20 protein-coding genes and 4 pseudogenes are annotated in these 22647 nt (G+C 73.4%); 10 read left to right on the forward strand and 14 right to left on the reverse strand.

Going from position 1 to position 22647, the window contains the following annotated elements; translation table 11 throughout:
• Positions 1 to 795 (reverse strand): DUF1330 domain-containing protein (locus ACIBH3_RS27920; protein ID WP_396314853.1); only part of this gene is annotated, 795 nt, incomplete at its 3' end.
• A 158-nt stretch (positions 796 to 953) separates the two neighbouring features.
• On the opposite strand from ACIBH3_RS27920, the gene ACIBH3_RS27925 reads away from it, so the two are divergent.
• On the forward strand, positions 954 to 3200 hold the full coding sequence (locus ACIBH3_RS27925; RefSeq protein WP_396314854.1) for an AMP-binding protein: 2247 nt from the start codon (positions 954 to 956) through the stop codon (positions 3198 to 3200).
• Positions 3201 to 3260: 60 nt separating this feature from the next.
• On the opposite strand, the gene ACIBH3_RS27930 is transcribed toward ACIBH3_RS27925, so the two are convergent.
• Together ACIBH3_RS27930 and ACIBH3_RS27935 are read right to left on the reverse strand one after the other, a co-directional pair.
• Positions 3261 to 4673, reverse strand: coding sequence for a hypothetical protein (locus ACIBH3_RS27930; protein WP_396314855.1), 1413 nt, complete (start codon positions 4671 to 4673; stop codon positions 3261 to 3263).
• Between the two features lie 271 nt (positions 4674 to 4944).
• On the reverse strand, positions 4945 to 5829 hold the full coding sequence (locus ACIBH3_RS27935; RefSeq protein ID WP_396314856.1) for a sigma-70 family RNA polymerase sigma factor: 885 nt from the start codon (positions 5827 to 5829) through the stop codon (positions 4945 to 4947).
• Positions 5830 to 6099: 270 nt separating this feature from the next.
• Between ACIBH3_RS27935 and ACIBH3_RS27940 the strand changes: the two genes are divergently transcribed.
• Positions 6100 to 6408, forward strand: coding sequence for a hypothetical protein (locus ACIBH3_RS27940; RefSeq protein ID WP_396314857.1), 309 nt, complete (start codon positions 6100 to 6102; stop codon positions 6406 to 6408).
• A 9-nt stretch (positions 6409 to 6417) separates the two neighbouring features.
• Here ACIBH3_RS27940 and ACIBH3_RS27945 read toward each other — a convergent pair whose 3' ends face one another.
• The 4 genes and pseudogenes from ACIBH3_RS27945 to ACIBH3_RS27960 all read right to left on the reverse strand — a co-directional run.
• Positions 6418 to 6903: a VOC family protein gene (locus tag ACIBH3_RS27945; protein ID WP_396314858.1), complete on the reverse strand. Its 486-nt coding sequence runs from the start codon at positions 6901 to 6903 to the stop codon at positions 6418 to 6420.
• A 124-nt stretch (positions 6904 to 7027) separates the two neighbouring features.
• On the reverse strand, positions 7028 to 7813 hold the full coding sequence (locus ACIBH3_RS27950) for an alpha/beta fold hydrolase (RefSeq protein WP_396314859.1): 786 nt from the start codon (positions 7811 to 7813) through the stop codon (positions 7028 to 7030).
• A gap of 64 nt (positions 7814 to 7877) precedes the next feature.
• On the reverse strand, positions 7878 to 8879 hold the full coding sequence (locus ACIBH3_RS27955; RefSeq protein ID WP_396314860.1) for an AEC family transporter: 1002 nt from the start codon (positions 8877 to 8879) through the stop codon (positions 7878 to 7880).
• Positions 8880 to 9081: 202 nt separating this feature from the next.
• Positions 9082 to 9423: pseudogene (locus tag ACIBH3_RS27960) on the reverse strand (carbohydrate-binding protein); the annotation flags it as partial.
• 88 nt (positions 9424 to 9511) lie between these two features.
• On the opposite strand from ACIBH3_RS27960, the pseudogene ACIBH3_RS27965 reads away from it, so the two are divergent.
• Both ACIBH3_RS27965 and ACIBH3_RS27970 read left to right on the forward strand, forming a co-directional pair.
• A pseudogene (locus ACIBH3_RS27965) lies at positions 9512 to 9661 on the forward strand (hypothetical protein); the annotation flags it as partial.
• Positions 9662 to 9827: 166 nt separating this feature from the next.
• Positions 9828 to 10457 (forward strand): annotated as a pseudogene (locus tag ACIBH3_RS27970) (beta-1,3-glucanase family protein); the annotation flags it as partial.
• Positions 10458 to 10643: 186 nt separating this feature from the next.
• Here the strand turns inward: ACIBH3_RS27970 and ACIBH3_RS27975 are convergent.
• The gene (locus ACIBH3_RS27975) at positions 10644 to 11660 is read right to left on the reverse strand and encodes a DUF5937 family protein (protein ID WP_396314861.1); all 1017 of its coding nucleotides are present in this window, start codon (positions 11658 to 11660) and stop codon (positions 10644 to 10646) included.
• Positions 11661 to 11730: 70 nt separating this feature from the next.
• On the opposite strand from ACIBH3_RS27975, the gene ACIBH3_RS27980 reads away from it, so the two are divergent.
• Positions 11731 to 12645 carry an oxidoreductase gene (locus tag ACIBH3_RS27980; RefSeq protein WP_396314862.1) on the forward strand — a complete coding sequence of 305 codons (915 nt, stop codon included), beginning with the start codon at positions 11731 to 11733 and terminating at the stop codon, positions 12643 to 12645.
• A 158-nt stretch (positions 12646 to 12803) separates the two neighbouring features.
• Entirely contained in the window at positions 12804 to 12989 is a 186-nt protein-coding gene (locus tag ACIBH3_RS27985) for a hypothetical protein (protein ID WP_396314863.1), read from the forward strand.
• Positions 12990 to 13024: 35 nt separating this feature from the next.
• Here ACIBH3_RS27985 and ACIBH3_RS27990 read toward each other — a convergent pair whose 3' ends face one another.
• On the reverse strand, positions 13025 to 13735 hold the full coding sequence (locus ACIBH3_RS27990; protein ID WP_396314864.1) for a hypothetical protein: 711 nt from the start codon (positions 13733 to 13735) through the stop codon (positions 13025 to 13027).
• Between the two features lie 184 nt (positions 13736 to 13919).
• Between ACIBH3_RS27990 and ACIBH3_RS27995 the strand changes: the two genes are divergently transcribed.
• Positions 13920 to 15092, forward strand: coding sequence for an XRE family transcriptional regulator (locus ACIBH3_RS27995; protein WP_396314865.1), 1173 nt, complete (start codon positions 13920 to 13922; stop codon positions 15090 to 15092).
• 201 nt (positions 15093 to 15293) lie between these two features.
• On the opposite strand, the pseudogene ACIBH3_RS28000 reads toward ACIBH3_RS27995, so the two are convergent.
• A pseudogene (locus tag ACIBH3_RS28000) lies at positions 15294 to 15656 on the reverse strand (GntR family transcriptional regulator); the annotation flags it as partial.
• A gap of 214 nt (positions 15657 to 15870) precedes the next feature.
• Between ACIBH3_RS28000 and ACIBH3_RS28005 the strand changes: the two are divergent.
• Positions 15871 to 17475 (forward strand): beta-propeller fold lactonase family protein, encoded by a 1605-nt coding sequence (locus ACIBH3_RS28005; RefSeq protein ID WP_396314866.1) that lies wholly within the window; start codon positions 15871 to 15873, stop codon positions 17473 to 17475.
• A gap of 133 nt (positions 17476 to 17608) precedes the next feature.
• Here the strand turns inward: ACIBH3_RS28005 and ACIBH3_RS28010 are convergent, their stop codons facing one another.
• Entirely contained in the window at positions 17609 to 17839 is a 231-nt protein-coding gene (locus ACIBH3_RS28010) for a hypothetical protein (protein WP_396314867.1), read from the reverse strand.
• Positions 17840 to 18244: 405 nt separating this feature from the next.
• Between ACIBH3_RS28010 and ACIBH3_RS28015 the strand changes: the two genes are divergently transcribed.
• Positions 18245 to 18829, forward strand: coding sequence for a hypothetical protein (locus ACIBH3_RS28015; RefSeq protein WP_396314868.1), 585 nt, complete (start codon positions 18245 to 18247; stop codon positions 18827 to 18829).
• 150 nt (positions 18830 to 18979) lie between these two features.
• On the opposite strand, the gene ACIBH3_RS28020 is transcribed toward ACIBH3_RS28015, so the two are convergent.
• Both ACIBH3_RS28020 and ACIBH3_RS28025 read right to left on the reverse strand, forming a co-directional pair.
• A complete protein-coding gene (locus ACIBH3_RS28020) occupies positions 18980 to 19756 on the reverse strand; it encodes a MerR family transcriptional regulator (RefSeq protein ID WP_396314869.1) in 777 nt (258 codons plus the stop codon).
• Positions 19757 to 19760: 4 nt separating this feature from the next.
• A complete protein-coding gene (locus ACIBH3_RS28025) occupies positions 19761 to 20033 on the reverse strand; it encodes a hypothetical protein (RefSeq protein ID WP_396314870.1) in 273 nt (90 codons plus the stop codon).
• Positions 20034 to 20175: 142 nt separating this feature from the next.
• Here ACIBH3_RS28025 and ACIBH3_RS28030 point away from each other — a divergent pair, with 142 nt between their 5' ends.
• Positions 20176 to 21339: a serine hydrolase domain-containing protein gene (locus tag ACIBH3_RS28030; RefSeq protein WP_396314871.1), complete on the forward strand. Its 1164-nt coding sequence runs from the start codon at positions 20176 to 20178 to the stop codon at positions 21337 to 21339.
• 63 nt (positions 21340 to 21402) lie between these two features.
• On the opposite strand, the gene ACIBH3_RS28035 is transcribed toward ACIBH3_RS28030, so the two are convergent.
• Positions 21403 to 22620: an MFS transporter gene (locus ACIBH3_RS28035; protein WP_396314920.1), complete on the reverse strand. Its 1218-nt coding sequence runs from the start codon at positions 22618 to 22620 to the stop codon at positions 21403 to 21405.
• Positions 22621 to 22647 lie beyond the last annotated feature (27 nt).

The raw sequence follows: 22647 nt of genomic DNA on the forward strand, positions 1-22647 counted from the left end.
GAACGAGGTCCGCGACACCTCACACGCACTGTCGGAGGCATTCACCAACACGGCATCCGACGACGCCACCTCACTCTTCTTCGAACAGCCCGCCAGAGCGGCGCTCGCCACAGCGAGGGTGAGCAGCGTGGCTGCGGCGGAACGACGAGCGGACATGAGAGCTCCACGGGACGGCGACTGAATCTGGGCAGGACTGCGCGTGGGTGGCGGAACCGGAGCTACCGGATCCCCCACCCACTTAGCTAAGGCATACCTTATGGAATTCGGATTTGGCCGTCTACACCGGGGTACGGGCCGTCCCGCCCCCGCCCTCACGCCGTCGGCAGGACCTCGCCGCCTCTCGGCCGCCTCGTCCGCCGCCCTGCCTGTCCCCGGGCCCGCTGCCGGGTCCGCCATCCGGTCCGCCGCGCGGTAGCCGTCCGCGACGCCGTTCACGAAGATCACGTCTGCGACGGGGTTGTCCGTGCGCGGCGGCAGGATCGTCTGGTAGGCCGGGGAGTCGTACCAGGTGCCGGCCCGCTCGCGGTCCGGGAAGCCGATCACCACGACGTTGCCCGGCCAGTGGCCCTCCACCACCTCGGCCTCCTCCCCGTGCACCACGAACCGTCCCTCGAAGTCCGCCAGGTGGCGTCGATCCGGAGCAGGTACTCGACGATGTCCGTGCCGAAGGCGACGTGGCGGATGTGGGCGATGGCGTAGGCGGGCACGGTTCCTCCAGGGCTCTCGGGTGGTCGGCTCGCGGTGTTCCCCGCAGCACGAACGTACGGCGATGCCCTGGGCGGCCGAATCTGTCACGGGTAGGCAGCCCCTCGCTCCGGCCCACCGGTAACAGAGCTGCAACTACCGTCCGCTGTTGGGGCGTCGAAGGACCGGCGGCGGAGCAGACTGTCTCGGGGGACACCGGAGCGAGGCCGAGCGGTGTGCCGGCTGCGCGCTGACGATGGGGGTTGTCCATGACAGGCGACGAAGCGGCGGGGAACGGCACGGTCCACCGGCTGTTCGAGGACTGGGCCCGGCGCGCACCCGATGCGGTGGCCGTGCGGTTCGACGGCCTCGGCATCACGTACGGCGAACTGGACGCCCGGGCCGACCGGCTGGCCGGGCACCTGGCGGAGGCCGGGCTGGGCGCGGGCGGGCTGGCGGCGGTGTCGCTGGGCCGCGGCCCGGACGTGTTCGTCGCGATGCTGGCGGTGCTCAAGGCCGGTGGCGCGTACGTGCCGGTGGAGCCGAGCGCCCCCGATCCGCTGCTGCGGCACATCCTCACCGACGCCGATCCGGCGGTCGTGGTGACGCACGAGAGCCACCGGGTCCGGCTGGCCGACGCGACCCGGCGGGCCGTGGTCTGTCCGGACTCGGCGGCCGCGGCGATCGCCGCCCGCCCCGCCGTGCCGCTCCGGCGCGAGACCGCCCCGGGCGATCCGGCCTGCGTCTTCTACACCTCCGGCTCCACCGGCCTGCCCAAGGGCGCGGTGATCGAGCACCGCAACCTGGTCGCCGCGCACCGCGCGTGGCGGCAGGTCTACGAGCTCTCCCCCGCCGACCGGCTGCTCCAGACGGCGAGCCTGGAGTTCGACGTGTTCACGGCCGACTGGGTGCGGGCGCTCTGCTCGGGTGCCACGCTGGTGATGGCCAGACCCAACTTCACCCTGGACCGCACCGCCGACCTCGCCGAACTGCCGCGCCTGGTCGCCGGGGAGGGTGTCAGCGTGCTTGAGCTGAACCTCCACACCGCCAAACGCCTGGCGGAGCACCTGCGCTCCACCGAGGGTGCGGTCCAGGACCTGGCGGGGGTGCGGCTGCTGACGGTGGGCGCCGAGAAGTGGTACCTCGACGAGCAGTTGGCGCTGACGGAACTGCTCGGCGTGGATCTCCGGGTGGTCAACGTCTACGGCGTCGCGGAGGCGTGCGTGGACAGCGCGTACTTCGAGGTCGAGCCCCGGTACGGCGCCCTCGCCCGCCCGGAGCGCGTCTCGCTCATCGGGGCGCCGTTCCCGGGCGTGCGGGTGTACGTGCTCGGCGCGGACGGCAGACCCGCGCCGCCCGGGGAGGCCGGCCGGATCGCCATCGGCGGCGCCGGCGTGGGCCGGGGCTACCTGGGCAGACCCGAACTGACGGCGGAGCGCTTCCCGTCCGCGGCCTTCGACCCCGACGGCCGCGTGCATCTGACGGGGGATGCCGGGCGGCTGCGGGAGGACGGGCTGCTGGAGTTCATCGGGCGCGCGGATGCCACCCTCGACGGCGCGCCGGGCTCCTCGGCGGACGGCTGGTCCGGTGGCCCGGCGGGCGGCCTGTCCAAGGACGCCGCCGCGCGCGGTGTCGTACTGGCCGGGGCCGCCGCCCAGGCGGAGGGGGTGCTGCGGGCGCACCCCGCAGTCCGCGAGTGCGTGGTGACGGAGGTGGAACTTCCCTCCCAGCGAAGGGCCTTGGTCGCGTACGTGGTGGCGGCCGGCGCCGGCGCCCCCGACAGCTGGACGCTCGTCGAGCACCTGGCCGACCGGCTGCCCCGGGGGTCCGCCCCGGAGGCCGTGGTACCGCTGCATTCCCTGCCCCGCACCCGGGCAGGCAAGATCGACCGGCGGGCCCTGCCGCTGCCCGCGCCGCGCGGCCACGCCGCTCCGGCAGGGCGCGCGGGAGCGGGCGAAGGTGCGGGCGGCGGTACGGGCGCCACTTCGGGCGCAAGCATGCGGGCCGGGGGCGCGAAGGCAGGCCGCCGGTACTCCGGCGGGAAGGCGGGCGGCCCGGGCGGCCGGTCCCGCGCGGGCGCCGGGTCGGACGCGCAGGTCAGCCGAACGACGTGGGTGCTGTTCACCCTGACGATCGGCTTCCTGGCCGGCGTCCTGACGGACGCCTTCTTCCCCACCTCGACCGATCTGCGCCTGGTGCCGGCCCCCTGGTCCGGCCTGTTCCAGGTGCTCTACGCCTGCGAGTGCATGTCCTTCGGTGCGGGGGTGACCTTCCTCCTCCTCGGGCTTCCGCTGGTCCGCCGCCAGGGCCGACCGCCGGGCCTCACCGGCGCCGCGCACCTGGCGATCGTCTGGCTGCTGGCAGCCTGGTGGCCGCAGGACAACCTGTACCGCACCAGCTCCGCGACCGACTGGCCCCGGCAGACGCTGCTGGTCTACATCTTCAACGTCGCGCTGATGGCCGCGGCCGTCGTGGCCGCGCGGTTCGTCGTCTGGCGGCCGAAGCGGGTCCTCTGACGCGGCGGCGGCCCGACCGGGCCGCGCCCCCGGTGCCGGGCCCACCGGGCCCGGCTTCGTTCACCAGGCCATCCGTGACCGTGGTTCTGACGCACCGTCGGCGTCCACGAGCGTCTCGAACAACCCCCCGAGGGCGTGGTTCCCGGCGCGGACCAGCGACTCCGCCGCGTCCAGCGTCTCCGCACTGCGGGCCGCGAGCGCGAGCCCGACCGACGGCAGCTCCTCGAAGCCCGCCGTCGGTATCAGCGGCAGCAGGCTCGCACCGAGCGGCGCGCACCGCAGCCGCAGCCGTTCCAGGTGCTCGAACAGCGCCTCCTGCGGGAGCCGGGCGCCCAGCGGCAGCCCGTCGATCGTCCGTACGAGGTGGCCCGGCCCGCGGACCTCGTCCAGCCGCGCCTGGATCACGAAGGCGACGGCCGGCCCGGTCAGCCGCAGGTTGATCTCGGTCGGCGCCAGGCGGTGCGCCCGGTCGGTGACGAAGTCGATGTCGAACCAGCCCCGGTACCCCCCGGCGGCGAGCGCCCGGCCGACCTCCCGGCCGAAGCGGTCGGCGGCCCGCGCCAGGGTGCCGGGGACGACGCCGGGGCCCACCGTCACGCCCTGGTAGTGCGTGCCGTCCACGTCCATCGCGCCGACCCCGACCGGGTGGACGGCGCCGTCCGGGCCGATCACCGCGTCGAAGGTCGGGTTGCGCAGCCGCCCGCCACCGTCGACGTACTCCTCCAGCAGCAGGCCACCGCCGAGGGTCAGCACCTCCTCGGCCGCCAGCCGGCGCAGCAGTGCCCGCGCGCCGCCGGCCGCGGCCAGCTCACGGGGTGTCACCACGACCGTCCCGAAGCCCCCGACGCCGTGCGGGGTCTTGAGCACCGTCGTCCCGCCGCGCGCGGCCCGGGCGGCGAGCAGCCGGGCCGCCCGGCGCAGGGTGTCCGGCCGCTCCTGGCGCGGGACGGCGATCAGGTCGTGGCCGGGCGCGATCGCCGCGAACAGCTCGTGCGAGGCCGCCTTGGACTCGTACCGCCGGGTGGCCTCCAGCACGTCCGGCCCCGCGGGTGCGACGCCGGCCCCGAGCAGGGTGTCGAGCGCCGCCGTCCGCCCCCATGGCAGGACGGGCAGCCCGGAGCCGGTGATCCGCTCCAGCAGGGCGGGCCGCCCGGCGAGCGCCCGCACCAGCGGCTGCTCGGGTGCCACGCCGCTGTGGAGCTCGACCGCGCCCCACTCCAACTCGTGTGTCAGCAGCCGTACCCAGGCGTCCTCCAGGTGGTGGGGCAGGACGACGACCGCGGGCTCCGGGCTGTAGCAGGCGGCCATGCAGGCGTAGTGATGGCCCTGCCCAAGGCGGCGCCGGCGCTGCGGCACGTCCATGGCCCGGTCGAAGAACTGGGCGTTGAAGTCCGCCACATTGCCCAGGTGCACCGCCGGGCGCCCGCCCGTCCATGCCGCCCGCCAACCGCCCCCGGCCTGTCCCGTCCCCATCCCGCGAGCCTACGGCCTGGCTGGCCGGGAGTCGCCCCGTCTCGCGGATCGAGCGCGCGGGAATGCGTTCGGTCCGCTCGGTGGACCTGAGGCCGGGCGGGCAGCCGCGAGCCGAGGCCGGGGCGGTACGCGTCGGCGTCCTGGCCCGGTCCCGGGTCCACCTGGCCCGGTGTCCACCCGGCGCCGCCGTCCGGTCCCACGCAGCGGGGGTGGCAAGGCCCGGGAGACGGCGGTGGGCGTGCATCGTCCACCGCCGCGCCCCGGCGCCGGATCAGTCGTCGAGCACGGAAAGCTCGACCTCGTGCAGGCGCTCCGGCTCCGCGACGATGTCGATCTCGGTGATCAGGCCGTCCGTGATCGAGAAGTTGAGCACCAGGAACAGCCGCCCGAGGGGCGCCATCGCCAGTCCGACCGCGCCGTCGACCAACACCACCGCGGTGGCCCGGGCCCGCTCCATGGCGGCCATCGCGCCCCTGGCCACCGTCTCGGCGCCGTTGACGACGATGGGTTCGGGGGTGGGAACGACCGCCTTGTCGGCGCGCAGCACCACGCCCGGGTGGAGCAGTTTGACCAGCGCGTCGAAGTCCCCGCCGCGGGTGGCGGCCAGGAAGGCCTCGACGACCTCACGCCGGCGGGCGAGGTCGGCGACGGGCGGCTGGGCGCCCCCCTTGACGCGGCGTCGGGCGCGGCTGGCCAGCTGCCTCGTCGCGGCCGGGGTCTTCTCGATCATCAGGGCGATCTCGTCGAACGGCACGGCGAACATGTCGTGCAGCACGAAGGCGAGCCGTTCGGCCGGCGCGAGCGTGTCGAGCACCACCAGCATCGCCAGGCCGACCGAGTCGGCCGTCAGCGCCTCCTGTTCGGGGTCGCCCCCGGACTCCTGGCCGATGGCCGGGTCCGACTCCTGCACGTCGAGCGGGTCCTCGCGCCGGTACTGGCGCGAGCGCAGCATGTTCAGGCACACCCGCGCCACCACGGTGGTCAGCCACCCGCCGATGTTCTCCACCTCGTCGGTGTCGGCGCGGCTGACGCGCAGCCAGGCGTCCTGAAGTGCGTCGTCGGCCTCACCGGCCGAGCCGAGCATCCGGTACGCCACCGCCCGCAGATGCGGCCGGTGTTCCTCGAAGCGCTCTATCAGCGACTCGCGTTCGTCCACCGTGTCACATTCCTTCGTTACCAGGGGTCTCAGCAGTAGATCAACAACCCAGCCGAAAGGTACCGGTGGACGGACTCGCGGACCCGGCGAATCCGTGGAACAGCCAGGTGGCCGGCCGGTCACGCCGACCGCCGGGCTACCGGGCCGCCGACGGGCAACCCACGGACCGGCGCGGGCGGGCCACCCACCGCTAGGCTCGTCCGCACCACTGCCGGACGTCCGCGACCGCCCCCGAGGGGCCGCTGTCCGCCGCACAGGGGGGCCAGAGCCATGGAGCAGTACGGCATGGAGCACTACGGCCGCGAGTTCCGCAGTGGGTTCACCCGCTGGATCGAGCAGCGGGCGGACCCGGCGGACCGGGACGGCAGCATCGAGGTCTTCGGGGTCCTCGCCCGCACCTGTGGCCTCAGCGGGGACGTGGCCGACCTCATCGCGGCGATGACCGGCACCACCGCCGACGAGGTCGTGGCTGCCTACAAGGCGGACAACACCGAGTGGGCGCGTACCCAGGCGGTGTTCGACCAGCCCGACCTGGCCGCGCTGGAGGCCCACTTGGACGCGATCGACCGCTGGCCCTGACGGGCACGGTCACCCGACGGCGGCCAGGCGGCGTCGGAGCTCCTCGTCCGAGACGTCCTCCAGGTGGGTAAGGAACACCCACATGTGGCCCGACGGGTCCTTGAGTATGACGGTGCGGTCGCCGTGGAACATGTCCGTCGGCGGCTGGAGGATCTCCGCGCCGGCGGCCTCGGCGCGCTCCGCCAGGCTGTCGACGTCCGGTACGAAGACATGCAGCGTGACGGACGTGCCTCCGCCGAGCGCGGCCGGCGCGGCGAACGAGCCGGCCTCCGCCTCGTCCACGCTGGCGTCGCCCAGCATCAGGACCGACTGCCCGATGGTGATCTCGGCATGCAGCACCCCACCGCCCGGAGCGTCGATCCTGAAGTCCTCACGGGCCCCGAACGCCCGCCGGTAGAAGTCGATCGCCGCGGCGGCGTCGTCGACCATGATGTGCGGGATCACGGCGTAGCGGTATCGGTCGGGGATCTCGGTGTGCGTGCTGCGCTCGGTCATGCCGAACCTCCTCGGAAGGCACCGCCGGTCGGTTCCTGCGGCTCTGCAACGAACCTAGAACCTCAAGTTCACTTGAGGTCAAGCGGCGATGTGCCGCCACAGGTGCCGGCCGGCGGGCCGTGCCTCAGCGGGCCAGGAACGGGCCCAGCGCGGCGGCGAGTTCGGCGGGTGCGTCCAGCGGGACGAGGTGGGCCGCGGTGGCGAACTCGACCAGGGTGGCGCCGGGGATGCCGGCAACGTACCGGCGGGCGATGTCCTGGAAGTCGGGGACGTCGAGCCGTCCGATCCCGACCAGGGTGGGGACGGCGATCGTGGCGAGGTCGCCTCCCGTGGCGCCCTCGGAGTACCGCTCCCGGGCGTCCTGGTGCACCAGCGATGTCCGGATCGGGCCGCGGAGCCGTTCGGCCAGCCCCGCGTCGACGTCCTCCCAGGCCCGCGCCGGTCCGCGCAGCCACATGTCCAGGTTGACGTCGACGGCGGTGTCCAGGTCGCCCGCGGCCAGGGCCGCCGTCTCGGCCTCGTCGTACGCGTGCATGTCCGCCGACCACTCGTAGCCGGGCCAGGGCGCGGCGAGCAGCGCCAGCGAGTGCACCCGGGCGGGGTGGGCCAGGGTGAAGTCCAGCGCCACTCGCCCGCCCCAGGATGAGCCGACCAGCCGGACACTCCGGTGCCCGAGCCGGTCCAGGAGGCGGCGGAGGTCGTCGGTGTCGCTGAACGGCCCGGTGGGGGGCGCGGACTGACCGAAGCCGCGAAGGTCGTACTGGATGACGGTGTGGCGTGCGGCGAGCGCGGGCACCACCGGGTCCCACATGTGATGGTCGGCGACACCGGCGTGCAGGAGCACGACGGGCGCTCCCTCTCCGGTGACGGTGCAGGCGAGGTGGCCGAGGTCGTCGGCGAGTTCGATCATGGTCCGATGCTGGCAGGGCGGCCGCGCGCCCGCAACCGTGTTGAGCCGGCGGCGGGCCGGCGGGTTACGAGTGCCCGGGGCCGAGCAGCCAGTAGATACCGGTGAGTGTGACCATCGACACCAGGGTCGAGTACATCACCGAGTTGCGGGCGATCCCGGTGTCCAGTCCGTACTGGCGGGCGTACACAAAGGCGTTCTGGGCGGTCGGCAACGCGGAGCAGAGGACCACGGTGAGGAGTTGGTGCGCGGGCAGGTGCAGGAGCGGGCCGCCGACCAGCAGGGCGAACGCGGGCTGCACGAGCGTCTTGAGGGCGACCAGCGCGCCGACCTCCACGGCCGGCTCCGAGCCCGGCGCTGGGCGGCGGCCGTGCAGCGACATGCCCAAGGTCAGCAGAGCGGTGGGGACACCGGCGCCGCCGAGCAGCTCGCAGGAGCGGCCGAGGGCGGCCGGCAGCTGCCAGCCCACGGCGGAGACCAGGACGCCGAGGGCCGAGGCCATGATGATCGGGTTGCGGACCGGCATCAGCAGCATCCTCCCGACGGCCCCCCACCGCCGGCCCGTGCCCGCAGCCGTGTTCGCAGCCGTGGCCGTGGCCGCGTCGGTGCCCGCGTCGAGCAGCGTGAGGATCACCGGCGACACCAGCAGCACCTGGAACAGGAGCACCTGAGCGAGGAACGACGCGTCGCCGAGCACCTGGATTGCCACCGGGATACCCAGGTTGGCCGAGTTGACGTACCCCGCCGCCATGCCGCCGATCGCCCGTTCGGCGAGCTTACGGCCGAAGAGGCGGCGGGAGACCACGAAGCCGAGCACCGTGGCCAGGGCGGTACCGGCCGCGAAGGCGAGCATCGACAGGTTCGCGAAGCCACCCAGCGGCGCTCTGGCGATCATGTTGAAGAGCGCCGCCGGCATGGCCACGTGGAAGACGAAGCGGCCGAGCACCGACTCGGCCTCCGGCCCGAGCAGTCCGGATCGGCCGACCAGGTAGCCGACCGCGGTGAGGGCCCAGATCGGCACGAAGCTGGAGAGAAGGGACTGCACGGCCACCTCGGGTCGGACGATCACGGGGCGACCCGGGTCTCGGGCGCTCTCCGCCCGGTAGATGATCGCAGCAGGGCCGGAGGCAGCCGACGGCGGGCCCGGGGCGCCGGCTGCCCCCGACCGCGCGCGGCCGAGGCACGGCGCGGCGCCCACCGGCGGCGCGCGCGGCGGGGGTGGGAGACCGGTGTGCGCGGTCTCCCACCCCCGTGCTCGGTGAGCCGGCTGGTCAGTGCCCGAAGGTGAACCAGTTGAGGTTGACGAAGTCCGCCGGCTGGCCACTGGTGAAGGTCAGGTAGACGTCGTGGGTGCCCGTGGCGCCGCTGATGTTGGCGGGGATGCTCCGCCAGCTCTGCCAGCCGCCGGTGTCGGCGACGGCGACGGCGACGGCGACGGAGCCGATCGGCGCGCTGGTACGGCTGTCGAGGCGGACCTCGACCAGGCCGCTGACGCCGCCGGCGGCACCGCTCGCCACCCGGGCGTTGAACTGGCGGGCCTCGGTGGTACCGAAGTTGACGCCCCGTTAGAGCGCCCAGTCACCGTTGGCCAGCGTGCCCAGGTCCTGGCCGCCCTCGGTGCAGGCCTCCAGGGCGGGGCCGGCCTGCGCGGCCTTCGCGGGGGCCGCTCCCGCCGACGCCGCCACCGACCACACCCAGGGCGTGACCGCGGCCGGCACCGGTCAGGTCCAGTTCTGGTTCAGGCCCACCACCCCCGCCGCCCTGGTCGACGTCCACTACCTGGTCAACGGCTCCGGCCAGCAGAACCTCCGGATGGACGACGCCGCCGGGACGTGGTCCAGGACCGTCGCGAACCTGCCCACCGGCGCCGCGCTCGACTACTGGTTCACGTACGAGAAGGGCGAGCCCGCTCTTCGACAGCCCGCACTTCGGGTACACCGTCGGCGCCGACGGCGGCACCCCGCCGCCCGGTGGCGGTGGCACGCCCCCGCCGGACGGCGCCGGCAGCTTCCCCGTGGTGTTCCGGAACAACACCCGCGGCATCTGGCCGAACAGCCTGGTCTACGTACTCGTCCTCGGCATGGCCACGCCCGGCCAGTGGTCCTACCTGAAGCCGGACGGCACCCTGGCGCACATCAACCACCTGGAGGAGAGCGCGCCCGGCCACCTCACCAAGAACGGCCGCAACTACGCCGCGATGTCCTTCTCGCTGGCCCGGGCCGCGACCGTGACCGTCCCGACCAGGCTGGAGGGCGCGCGGATGTACATCTCGGTCGGCTCGCCGATGTACATCCCGATCTCGCCCGACGACGCCGGCTGGGGCGGCCCCGACCTGCTCAACCCGGCCGACCCCAACACCGACGTCCACTTCGACTGGTACGAGTTCACGTACCGGTACGGCGTGGTCCCGTTCGGCGGCAACACCACCCAGGTCGACATGTTCGGCCTGCCGCTCACCGCCCGGCTGGAGCAGAGCGGCACCGGCTACGACCAGAGCGTCGGCATCGCGCTGACCCGCGACCAGGTCCTGGCCCAGTACTCCGGCGCCGCCGGCGCGGCCTTCCGCCCGCTCACGAGCAGCTACCGGATCACCGCGCCCCGCAGCGCCGCCTCGTTCCGCCCCGGCGGCGCACAGGCCGGGTACCTCCAGCCGGTCATCGACCAGGCCTGGACGTACTACACCGACCACCGGTTCACCCTGACCAGGCTGAACCAGCGCCGACTTTCCACTCCCGCCACATGCGTGGCAGGCCGCCCGGTGGAGAGCCCCCGGTCGTTCGTGTGCCCTGACCGCGCCCGCCCGGCGTACCAAGGGGCGTACCGTGCCGCGCCCCTACGGGCCCGCCGCGGCGAGGACGGACTCGGCGACGGCGGTGCGGGCGTAGAGCACCGAGCGGCCGGCTCGGTGGGCGCTGACCAGACCCGCGGCGCGCAGGGCGGTCAGGTGCTGGGAGACGCCTGCCGCGGAGATCCCGGTGCGGTGGGCCAGTTCGGTGGTGGAGGCCGGGGACTCCAGTTCACTCAGCAACCTGGTCCGCGAGCGGCCCAGGACGGCGGCGATGGCGGCGGCGCCGGTGACGGGCCGGGGTTCCCAGAGCGAGCCGATGCCGCGCGCCGGGTAGGCGAGTTGCGGCGGCTCGGGCGGCGTCACCCGGGTGAACAGGTCCGGCCCGGTGAAGGCCGACGGAACCAGCACCAGCCCCGCGCCCGCCGTCGTCCTGGAGAGCGTCCGCTGCCGCCGTAACCTGAGCGCGTTGTCACCCCAACTCACCGAGGCATGCAGGTCGTTGAAGAGATAGGCCGCGCCGTGCTCGGCGACCTGCCGGGCCCGGTGGAAGACGTCGGCGTCCAGCACAGCCCGGATCCTCGCCCAGTAGGGAGCGAGCGCCAGCTCCCAGTAGAGCTCGATCTCCTCCGCGAGCCGGGCCATCGGGCTCCCCCCGCCCGGCGGCCCCGGAAGGGCGGCCTGCGGCTCGGCGTACAGCGAGCGCAACCGCGGTCCGAGCATGCCCAGTTGCCGCCCCAGACGGTCGAGGTCCGCGCGGACCTGCTCGTCGGGCGCCGCCAGGATCGCGGCCAGCTCCGTCGCGAGCGTGGGGGCCGGGCCGGTGGGCGCCGGATTGACGAAGTCGGGAACGTAGCCCGAGGGCGGGATCAGCTCGGCGAGCCAGCCCCGGTCCAGCCCCGCGGCCGCCACCCGTGGCCGTACCTGCTCGACCCAGGGCCGGTGCACCGGGTTCGCGGAGCCGGAGGTGAGCAGCCGAAAGCTCGGCCCGACCTGCCACATCGGCGAGACGGCGAACCGCATCTGCGCCAGGTCGCTCGCCGAGAACGCCAGCTCCGCCAGCATGAGATCCCCCAGGATTCAGGTATGCCTTAATCTCTGGCGGCCAACCTACCTCGTGGACGATCCTTCCGGTATGACCTCAGAGACGATCACCGCGGCAGCGTCGGGCACCTGGAAGCTCGGCGACCTGACGATCAACCGGATCGGATTCGGCGCGATGCGCCTGACCCAGAACGGCGCCGCTTTCGCGCCCGGCGCCGCCGCGAGCGACCGCGGCCGGGCGATCAGCGTGCTGCGCCGCGCGGTCGAGCTCGGCGTGAACCACATCGACACCGCCGCGTTCTACTTCTCACCGCTGCGCTCGGCCAACGAGCTGATCAACCACGCCCTGGCCCCCTATCCCGACGATCTCGTCATCACCACCAAGGTCGGGCCCGGGCGTGGCCCGGCGGGCGACTGGCTGCCCCACGCCGCCACCCCGGAGCAGTTGCGCGGCCAGGTCGAGGAGAATCTGCGCCAACTCGGCCGCGACCACCTGGACGTGGTGAACCTGCGCATCCTCGGCACCGGTTCGATCGCCGAGCGGTTCGGCGCACTGGCCGACCTCCGTGCCGCCGGGCTGATCCGCCACCTGGGCATCTCCAACGTCACGCCGGAGCACCTCGCCGAGGCCCGGGCCATCGCACCGGTGGTCTGCGTCCAGAACCCGTACGGCATCGGCATGCGGCCCGAGCACGACGACTTCGTGCGCAGCTGCGGTGAGCAGGGGGTCGCGTTCGTGCCGTTCTACGCGATCGCGGCCGCCGGCCGGGAGACGGGCGCGAGCGGCGCCGACAGCGACGAGCTGCTCGCCGTCGCGCGGGCACACGGGGTGAGCGCGGCGCAGGTCCGGCTGGCGTGGACGCTGCACCGCGGCCCGCACGTGCTGGCCATCCCCGGCACCGGCAACCCGGACCACCTGGTCGACAACGTGGCCGCCGGCGCCCTGCGCCTGTCCGAGGAGGAGCTGGCCGCGCTGGACGCCGTTCACCGGGGCACGGCCGTGTAGCGGCGAGGGGTCCCTCCGGGCCGGCCGCCCGGCGGGCACGGGCCACGGGCCACGGGCCATCGAAGGGTTCGGTCCCGCAGATGCCGTGCGCCCGTTCGCACCGGCGATCCGTCCTGACCGCCGGCGAGGACGGAGCGGCAACGATCACCGTCTCGACCATGACCGAACCTTCCTACCTGGACACCACCCGCCTGGCCTACGACGGCCTCGCCGTCCGCTACGCCGAGCTGATGCGCGGGGCCGGGCTGGTCGAGGTGGCCCGGTTGGTACGCGAGCCCGGCGAGAGCGAGCGGTTCCGGCAGGCCCACCTGCTGGCCCGCAAGCCGGCCCAGCCACAGCGGTAGCCGCCGGACGACCGGCCGACGGCGCGCCATCGAGGTCACCGCGCGACCGGTGACTCGTAGTGGCGCAGGTAGTCGCGCAACTGCGGTTCGAGCCGGGCCACGTCACCGCCGTTGACCTCGTGCCAGAGACGGTTCTCGATCCAGAAGCGGTGGGCGAACTCCTCGAACGACGGCGCACACCAGTTGATGGCGGCCAGTTGCTCAGCCCGGTCGTCGAGATCGGTCCAGGTCTCCTCGCCCGCACGTCGCGCCCGGTACTCGTGCTCGTAGTCGATGTGGGAGTGCACCACGAACGCCTCCCCCGAAGGCCGGAGGTAGAGGTACCAGATGACGCAGTCCTGCTGGTCCCGCAGGAACCGCACGAGGAAGGCACCCGGCTCGACCGGGCTGGGCAGCGGATCGGAGATGTCGGTCCAGCAGCCCGTCACCGAGACCTTGTCGAGCGCGCCGGACAGATCGGCGCCGGTCTGGAACACGACGAAGTCCCGCGGCAGCGTGAGGCCGCTGACCGCCAGATCCCCGGCCAGGCCGCCCAGCTTCGTGACCTTGCCGGGAACAGGCTCGCCGACACCGCCGAGCCATTCGAAGGCCGCCGTGAACCGGGCGGGGTCGAGCGGCGGCAGACTCGCGTAGGGGTAGCGCTCGTAGGTGTAGCGGCAGGGCCGGTACCCACCGAGGTCCGTCGCGCACCACGAAGCGTCGAAGTCGGTCGAGGGCAGGTCTGCCCCGGTCTGCTCACCGGTCATGGGATCCCCCGTTGATCAATGCGAGTGGAGTTGTCGGCGTCAGCGTCACACGTACCACTGACAATTCCCCTGACGAGAGGGCCGCGGGGCCTGGAGCCGGGGGGGGGTGCGGCATGCTTGAGGGCGGCCTGGAAGGGGCCACCGGCCCGTCGAGCCCGGCGGGCTGCCCGCCGGAAGGACTGCCGTGGACATCGGACCCTCGCCCGCCGCATCGCGGGAACTCTGGCGTGGTACGCGCGCCCATCTGAACCGGCACCGGTTCGAGCTGACCCGGCTGGCCGCGCGCACCTACCCCCGGGACAGGTTCGTCCCCGGGACGCCGTTGCTCGCGCGCCCGCACTGGGTGCCGCCTCGGCCCGTTCCGCTGGAGGACGTGACGCTGCGCTGGGACGCGGAGCCGGCCCCGCCCGAACTGGACGGGACCGACCCCGCACTGGACCGGCTGCGCCCCTTGCGGGACGACGGCCGCCCGTACCTGCGCTACTCCGAGGCAGTCGCGGACCTCGCCCGCCCCCGGCTGTTCGAGGACCGGAGCTGCTACCGGCTGCTGGGCGTGGGACCGGACAGCGGCCGGCCCGAACTCACCTTCGGCCCCGGGCACTACTTCGACGTCGTCGACGTCTGCGAGGCCTCGGCCCACGAGTTCGCCGGGGCCCACCCCGATCTGGCGGCGCCGCGGGCGGCCCTGCCGTTCCGGGCCGCGGTCGGCGATCCCACCGATCTGCGCCGGCGGCCGGTGCTCACCGCCGTCAGCACACTGACGATCCGTCACGACAGGTCGGCCGGAACGGCGGAGTTCGTCCTGCACTGGCGCGACCCGGCGAAGGTCGCCAGCGGCGGCAACCTCCATCAGGTCATGCCGGTGGGGATGTTCCAGCCGTCGCACGACGCGCCGTGGAACGAGGCCAACGACTTCGACCTGTGGCGTTCGACCGTCCGGGAGCTCAGCGAGGAACTGCTCGGCGGCAGCGAGGACTACGGCAGCGCGGCGGCGCCGATCGACTACGACGCCTGGGAGTTGCACACCACGCTCCGGCAGGCCCGCGCCGAGGGCACTCTGCGGGTGCACTGGCTGGGGCTCGGCATGGATCCGCTGACGCATGTCACCGATCTGCTGACCGTCGCGGTGTTCGACGCGGCGCTCTTCGACGCCGTCTTCCGGGAGCTGGTGACCAGCAACGACGAGGGCCACCGCGTCGTCCTGGAGGACGGCACCGGCCGGGCCGCGGGGGTGCCGTTCCGCGCCGATCAGATCGGCAGACTCACCACCGAGGCCGCGATGCAGCCGGCGGGCGCCGCCCTGCTCCACCTGGCCTGGCAGCACCGGGCGCACCTGCTCGGCCCGCGCCGGCCCTGAGCCTGGCGTTGAGCCCGGCGTGGAGCCCGGTCCGGCGACGCCGGGAAGCCGAGTCGGCGAGGGGCGGGCAGTGCCAGGGGCGGGTGAACCCGTGCAGGGCCTCGACGGCGGCGGGGGCCAGGGGCTGGCCGTTGACGGGGGCACCGACTGCGGACGCCGCGACGGCGGTGCCCGGGCTGCCGGACAGTAACGCTCCGGTCGTCATGCCGGATCTCCCTCGTCTGTGACGTTCAGTGGATGCGGGCACGGCACCGGGAAGGTGTCGAGCACCGAGCCGCAGGCGGCCAGGACGGCCGGCGGGCCGACGCCGTGGGCGGCCGCCTCGGCGAGCAGCGTGCGCAGGCGGGCCGCCCAGTCGTCGGTGCAGCCCGGGGCCGGCGGGCCGGAGCGGGCGTCCCGCTGGACGACGGCGCCGCTCTTGCGGTTGAGGCGCAGCAGCCCCTCCCGGCGGAGCAGGTCGTAGGCCTTGTTGACGGGGTGGAAGTTGATGCCGAGGTCGCCGGCGAGCTGTCTGGTCGAGGGCAGTGGGCCGCCCTCGACGAGGTCTCCGGACGCGATGGCCTCGACGACGCGGTCGGGCCAATGGGTGCCGGCCTTCGAATTCGATCATTTACCGACAATCAGCTTGAATCTCTCACTGATCGTCAGATCACCTCCTACGCTGTGGACCGGCTCCGGCCGGGCCCCTCGCCCGCCCGCAGCCGTCCCCGTCGAGTGAGACAGCCAGGAGGCTTCTGTGAGGACACGTCGTACATTGCGCAGATCATGGACAGCCCTGATGGTGACGGGTCTGACCGTGGGTGCGTCGGTGACGTGCCCGGCCGCGATCGCGGCCGCGGACGCCCTCCCCACCGTGACGGCCACCGTGCCCGTCGGCCCGTACCCGGCCGGGGTCGCGCTACTGCCCGACGGCAGCAGGGCGTATGTCACCAGCCAGAGCACCGGCGCGGTGAATGTGATCAACACCGCGAGCAACACCGTCACCGCGACGCTCAACGCCGGCTCCGGCTCGTACGCGGCCGCCGTCGCGCCCGACGGCCGGCACGCGTACCTGACCCACTACGCGGACAACAGCGTCAGCGTGATCGACACCGCCGGCAACACCGTCGCCGCCACCATCCCCGTCGGCGCGGCGCCCTTCGGGGTCGCGCTGGCCCCCGACGGCAGACACGCGTACGTCACCAACACCGGCGACAACACCGTCAGCGTGATCGACACCGCCGGCAACACCGTCGCCGCCACCATCCCGGTCGGCGCCGAGCCGCACGGTGTGGCGCTCTCCCCGGACGGCCGGCGCGCCTATGTCGCGGACTCCGCCGACAAGGTCGTGAGCGTGCTGGACACCGCGACCAACACCGTGACCGGTACGGTCGCCCTGGCGCACGCCCCGTTCGGCGTCGCGGTGACGCCCGACGGCCGGCGCGCCTACGTGACCAACGCCGACGACAACACGGTGAGCGTCCTGAACACCGCCGACAACACGGTGTCCGCCGCGGTGACGGTCGGCGCGGCCCCCTTCGCCGTCAAGGTCGCGCCGGACGGCCGGCAGGCCTACGTCAGCAACTACAACGACAACACGGTCAGCGTGATCTCGACGGCGGACAACACCGTCGCCGCCACCGTCCCGGTCGGCAGCAGCCCCTACGAGCTGGCCGTCACGCCGGACAACCGGCACGGGTACGTGGCCGACTTCACCGGCGACTCGGTGAGCGTGCTGCTCTTCCCGGCGCCGGTGCCGACCGTCACCTCGGTGAGTCCCAACTCCGGCTCCGTCGTGGGCGGCACCAGCGTCACCGTGACCGGCACCAACCTGGCGGGGGCGACGGCCGTCCGGTTCGGGGCGGCGGGCAACGCGACGGCGTTCGGCTGCACCGCCACCAGCTGCACGGCCACCGCGCCGGCCACCACCACGGCGGGTGCCGTCGACGTCCAGGTCACCACCCCGGACGGGGTCAGCGCGGCGGTCGCCGGCGACCGGTTCACCTACACCGCCAGCGCCGACCTCGCCGTGGCGATGACCGCCACCCCGGTCCGCGGGCTGTTCAGCGGCCGTATCGATTACACGGTGACGGTCACCAACCAGGGCCCCTCGCCCTCAACTTCGGCCACCATCACGGTGCCGCTGACCGCCGCGACCGCGTTCGCCAGCTCCTCGGACTGCACCGTGGGCGGGAGCAAGGTCACCTGCACGCTGGGAGCGCTGGCCAAGGGCGGCAACGCCGTGCGCCACTTCTCACTCCCGGTCGGCCTGCTGACGTTCAACCAGACCTATACGATCACGGCCACCCGGACCGCCAGCGCCCCCGTCGACCCGGCCGCGGCCAACGACAAGGCCACCCGGACCTGCCGTATCGTCAACTCGCTCAACATCACCTGTAGCTGATCGGACAGCACGTCGACAGCCCGAGGCCGCCGCCACCGACCCATCGGTCGGTGGCGGCGGCCTCGGGCTTGCCCCCGACCACTCGCACCCCGGCCGCTCCGCCCCGCCTCCGAGGCCGAGCGGCCCTCGGCCGTCAGGCCTCGCCCGGGTGCCAGGCAGGCCACTCCCACGGGCGGTCCTCCCAGTGCACCAGCTCGGGATCGCGCGGGTCCAGATCAGGGAAGAGCTGCCGGATCCGTGGCTCCAGTTCCTCCGGGGCCAGCGGCTCCCACCCGTGGCCCTCGAAGCGGACCAGCCGGTAACGGCTGTCGGTGCGGAACTCGGCGATCTCGACCAGTGGCTTCTTGGTGCTGTTGCTGTTCATGGCTTCAGGATGTGCCGGGGTACGGGGTGCCGCACGCGGCCCTGCCGCACGCCCGGCGACGGTCACCCGTCTGCCCGGCACCCGACTGCCGGACCCCTGCACCCGGCACCCGCCATCCGCCCCGGCCGCCGAGCCGATCGCCGGCCGCAGGTATCCGTGCCGGCCCCGCCGCCGGGGTGGCCGCGGCGACCGGGTCATGTCCGAGCGGCGACGTGCTCGTTGAGCATCCGAACCAGCCGGCACGGAAGGACGAGGACGATGGACGGGCAGTGGCAGTGGCAACAGCAGCCGCCGTGGGATCGGCAGGCTCCACCGTGGGAACAGCAACCCCCCGCGGAGTCGGTGGCCGAGTCGGCGAGCGGGTGGGCACCGCTACCCGCGGCTCCCCCGCGGCGCTGGAGGTGGGTGCTCGCGGCGGGCGCTACGGCCGCCCTGCTCGCCTCCGTCCTGGTCATGTGCGGACCGGGCGCCGCCGGCCCCGAGCTGTCCGCACTGGTCCCGCTGCCGGAGCCGGCGCCGACGGCCACCCCGCCCGCCTCGCCCGTACCGCAGCCCCCGCCGGCCTCGCCCTCCCCCGCGCCGAGCTCGGCGGAGCCGGCCGCCCCCTCCTCCTCACCGTCCGCGGCGGAGTCCGGCGCGGCGGCGCCCGAATCCGCCGGCGAGAGCGGCAATGCAGGCCCGGACGAGAGCGCGGGCTCCGGCACCGGCACCAGCACCGGTGCCGGAGCAGGTCCGGGCCAGGCGGAGCGCGGCGGCGGGCGGGTCAGGCCGAGCCCCAAGCGCCCGGTCCGGACCCGGCCGGCCTCGCCACCGGCGGCGGCGAGCGCGGCTCCGGCGCCATCCTCGCAGCCGAAGCCGCAACCGCCCGCCGCCCAGGCTCGGCCCACCCGGTCGGGCGCACCCTCGCTCTGTGAGCAGGCTGAACGCCTCGGCCAGTGGCCGGCCGGCTCCGCGCAGGCCGCGCTGTGCCGGAGCGTGTTCAGGGGCTGAGCGCCGCCGCGCCGGCGGCAGCGCGGGCCATGACTCCTCGCGCCGGCCCACGGGCGGGGCGGTCGTAGCGCCGGGTCCTCGCCGGCCCGGCCCGGACGCGGCGGGATGAGGCGGGCGTCCCACCGCAGCGCCGGGCCTGCCGGACAGCCGTCACTGATGCGGGACGTCGATGCCGGCCGCGCGTAGGTTCGCCTCGACCAGCGCGTTCAACCGGGCGATGGACGGTCCCTGGTCCTCCAGGTGGTGGTTGACCAGCCCGTACCTGGCGGCGGCGTCGGACCGGTTCTGAAACCCGGTCGGCATCGCCAGCAGCGCGCGGTTGGTCAGCAGCTTGTCGGCCAGCGCGGACGCCAGCTTCTCGATCCGCGGGTCGTCGGGATCCCAGGACCCGGCATCCCAGCCGCGTTTGGTCAGCTCGACGAACTCGGGGTCGTCGAGCCAGTGTTCGAGCTGGGTCAGGAAGCTGTCGAAGATCTCCGGAATCAGCGCCCGGGCCAGCACCAGAGCCTCCCGTTGACCGGCCACGTAGTCGGCACCGAAGCCGAGACCGGCGAGTCGGTCCAAGATCACGCAGGCCCGGTCGGGCAGCAGGAGCCGATCGCCATGGGTGAGCCGGTTCAGCGTGTCACGGCGCGTGACCAGGTCCTCGATCCGTTCGGTGAGCCGATGACTGACGTCGTCCAGGGCGGCGGCGAACCGCTCGGGGTCGGCGTCGAGCAGCTCGCCGATCTCGGCCAGCGGCACGCCGGCGGCGGCCAGGGTCCGGGCCTGGATCAGCCGGAGCAGATCGGCCGACCCGTAACGCCGGTAGCCCGAACCGTCACGTTCCGGCTCGGCGATCAGGCCGAGCCGGTGATAGTGCCGCACGGTCTTGATCGTGACGCCGACGAACGCCGCGGCCTGACCGATCGTGAGTCCGTCCGCCATCGGCTCAGCACACCTCCGGATCGTGGGCGGCCGGTTCGCGGCCGGCTGCGGTTTCGCGAACCGCGACGGCGACGGCGACGGCACGGAAGTCCTTGCGCCGGATCGAGCCGTGGTCGCCGGCGACCTTCGCGCTCACCTTGAGGTAGGGGTTGCGGGTGATCACAGGGGCGAGAGTAGCGCGCAGTTGTTCCAGCTCGTCACCCTTGTCGCCGAGGCCGGCGCCCGAGGCAGCGACGTACCGGGCCGGGACGCCTGCGATCGGTGCCGGTCGGCCCATGGCCGCGACAGGGATTGACCTTGACCTTGGGTCAGGGTGCAAGCTCATCGCATGGCCGCCTCGAAGGGCCGGTAGCCACCAGGGCCGCCGTGGTGCCGTCGAACCGCGCCGAACACCTGGTTTCGCGAGATGAGGAATGACCATGGGCGAGTACCCGCACACCGTCAAGAACACCACTCCCGGGCAGGACCGCCCCGGGCTGCAGAAGGCCATTCAGGAGATCGTCGATTCCGGTTTCGCCGGGATGCAGCTGCGAGTGCACGATGAGCTCGGCGAGTGGGTCGGCAGCGCCGGGGTGCGCAAGCTGGGCGAGGCCGCCAAGCCGCCGACCGACGGACACTTCCGGATCGGCAGCGTCACCAAGACCTTCACCGCGACCCTGGTGCTGCAACTGGTGGCCGAGGGCAAGATCGGGCTGGACGCCCCGGCGGACGACCACCTGCCCGAGTTCGGCCTGGACCGACGGATCACGGTGCGGATGCTGCTGCAGCACACCAGCGGGTTGTTCAGCTTCACCGGCGAGGTCCACGGCGACGGGACGGTCGTACCCGGTGGGGTTCCCGGGGTGGGCAAGGAGTGGATGGGCAATCAGTTCAGGACCTACCGGCCGGAGGAGCTGGTCCGGCCGGCTCTGTCCGAGCCGGCGCGGTTCGAGCCGGGAACGGACTGGAGCTACTCCAACACCAACTACGTGCTGGCCGCGCTGCTGGTCGAGAAGGTCACCGGCCGTTCCTATGGCGAGGAGATGCGGCGGCGGATCCTGGGGCCGCTCGGGCTGTCGGGCACCGTGGTGCCGGGCGCCTCGCCGGAGATCCCCGAGCCGCACGCCCACGGCTACTACGGGTACGAGGACGCCGGCCGCTGGACGGTGGCCGACACCACCCGCTTCAATCCCTCCTGGATCTCCGCCGCCGGTGACATGATCTCGACCAGCCAGGATCTCCGCACATTCTTCTCCGCGCTGATGAGCGGCAAGCTCCTGCCGGCCTGGCTGCTGGCCGAGATGCGCACGCCGCACCCCAAGATGGGCTACGGCCTGGGGGTGTTCGTGGAGGAGCTGGACGGCGGCGGCACCATCATCCAGCACAACGGCGGCTTCTGGGGCTGGGCGGCCCTGATGTACAGCACGCCCGACGGCAGCAGGACCCTGACCGGCTCGCTGACCTGCGGGCCGGCCGAGCTCGACTGGGCCGCCCTGGCCGAGGCGTTCGAGAAGGTGAAGCAGCGGCTCGTCAAGGAGGTGTTCTGCGGCGGGCAGGCCGGATCGGCCGGCCGGGCGGCCGATGCGACGCGGCCGACGGGCTGATCGGCTCGGGCCGAGGACAACACCGCCAACGACCTTGAGCCGCAGGGGTGACAGGCCGGGATCTCAGGGCTTCAAGATCATCCCGTTGCTCCGCTGCGGCGCATCCCGGTCAACCCCCGGCAGGGGCTTCAGCACGGACTCGCCGAACAGGACGAGCAGTGCGACGACCGTCAGCAGCCCGCCGACGCCGAAGGTCCCGCGCACCTCCAGCGAGGGCAGCGCGACCCCGCCGATCAGGGCACCGCAGGCCACCCCGACGTTGAAGGCGGCCGAGTTCGCCGCGAGCGCGACCTCGGTACGGCCGGGGGCGACGTTCAGGACCCGGCTCTGACCGGCCATGAAGACCGGGGCGGCCGAGACGCCCAGCAGCGCCAGCATGGCGATCGTCACGCCCTGGTTCCGGCCGCCGAGGTAGAGCCCGAGCAGAGCCGCGGCCTGGACGCCGACGGGGACCGCCAGCGCGGTGCGCGGCCTGCTGTCCAGCAGCGGACCGACCAGGCTCACCCCGGCGACGCCGGCGAGCCCGAAGACCATCAGTATGGCGCTGACCGAGCTGTCGGAGAAGCCGCTGACGTCGCCGAGGAACTTGACGATGTAGGTGAAGCCGACGAACATCCCGGTGACCGACAGGGCGGTGGAGGCCAGCACGATGAGGAAGCGCCGCGCGTCCGGCGCCGTGCCGAAGGCGCCGTGACTCTCCTCGGGGCGGGTGGTCGGCAGCAGGACGGCGATCGCGACCAGGGCGAAGAGCCCGAACCCGCTCAGCACCACGAACGGCAGCCGCCAGCCGCTCTGCTGGCCCAGCCACGTCCCGGCGGGTACGCCCAGCACGGTGGCGAGCGCTCCGCCGACGGACATCGCGGCGATCACCCGGCCGCGGACCTGCTTGGAGAACAGCCCGACCGCCACCGGCGCCTGGACCGCCCAGAACAGCGCCTGGCACAGCGCGGTGGCGACCCGGGCGCCGAGCAACAGCCAGTAGGAGGAGCCGAGTACGGAGATCCAGGTCGCCAGGCAGAGCACCAGCAGCAGACCGGAGAGCACGTGGCGGCGCGGGATCTGCCGGGTCGCGTGGGCCAGCGGTACGGAGACCACCGCGACCGTGAGGCCGTAGCCGGTGACCAGGTAGCCGACGGAGGGCAGCGACACGTGCAGGTCCGACGAGATCAGCCCGAGCAGGCCGATGGGCAGGTTCTCGGTGGTGTTGAAGGCGAAGGCGGCGAGGATCAGCCCCGCGACCACGGTGACCCTCCGCCAGGTGTCGGAACGCACGAACGTCAGCCGTCCTCTCGCTAGCCACCCGGGAAT

This window comes from Kitasatospora sp. NPDC050543 (assembly GCF_044457565.1).
Lineage (GTDB): Bacteria > Actinomycetota > Actinomycetes > Streptomycetales > Streptomycetaceae > Kitasatospora.

Excerpts from the sequence above, each read along its gene's own strand:
- ACIBH3_RS27925 (WP_396314854.1), top strand. The coding sequence starts at position 954 with ATGACAGGCGACGAAGCGGCGGGGAACGGCACGGTCCACCGGCTGTTC.
- ACIBH3_RS27930 (WP_396314855.1), bottom strand. The coding sequence starts at position 4,673 with ATGGGGACGGGACAGGCCGGGGGCGGTTGGCGGGCGGCATGGACGGGC.
- ACIBH3_RS27940 (WP_396314857.1), top strand. The coding sequence starts at position 6,100 with ATGGAGCAGTACGGCATGGAGCACTACGGCCGCGAGTTCCGCAGTGGG.
- ACIBH3_RS27945 (WP_396314858.1), bottom strand. The coding sequence starts at position 6,903 with ATGACCGAGCGCAGCACGCACACCGAGATCCCCGACCGATACCGCTAC.
- ACIBH3_RS27950 (WP_396314859.1), bottom strand. The coding sequence starts at position 7,813 with ATGATCGAACTCGCCGACGACCTCGGCCACCTCGCCTGCACCGTCACC.
- ACIBH3_RS27975 (WP_396314861.1), bottom strand. The coding sequence starts at position 11,660 with ATGCTGGCGGAGCTGGCGTTCTCGGCGAGCGACCTGGCGCAGATGCGG.
- ACIBH3_RS27980 (WP_396314862.1), top strand. The coding sequence starts at position 11,731 with ATGACCTCAGAGACGATCACCGCGGCAGCGTCGGGCACCTGGAAGCTC.
- ACIBH3_RS27985 (WP_396314863.1), top strand. The coding sequence starts at position 12,804 with ATGACCGAACCTTCCTACCTGGACACCACCCGCCTGGCCTACGACGGC.
- ACIBH3_RS27990 (WP_396314864.1), bottom strand. The coding sequence starts at position 13,735 with ATGACCGGTGAGCAGACCGGGGCAGACCTGCCCTCGACCGACTTCGAC.
- ACIBH3_RS28005 (WP_396314866.1), top strand. The coding sequence starts at position 15,871 with ATGGTGACGGGTCTGACCGTGGGTGCGTCGGTGACGTGCCCGGCCGCG.
- ACIBH3_RS28010 (WP_396314867.1), bottom strand. The coding sequence starts at position 17,839 with ATGAACAGCAACAGCACCAAGAAGCCACTGGTCGAGATCGCCGAGTTC.
- ACIBH3_RS28020 (WP_396314869.1), bottom strand. The coding sequence starts at position 19,756 with ATGGCGGACGGACTCACGATCGGTCAGGCCGCGGCGTTCGTCGGCGTC.
- ACIBH3_RS28025 (WP_396314870.1), bottom strand. The coding sequence starts at position 20,033 with ATGGGCCGACCGGCACCGATCGCAGGCGTCCCGGCCCGGTACGTCGCT.
- ACIBH3_RS28030 (WP_396314871.1), top strand. The coding sequence starts at position 20,176 with ATGGGCGAGTACCCGCACACCGTCAAGAACACCACTCCCGGGCAGGAC.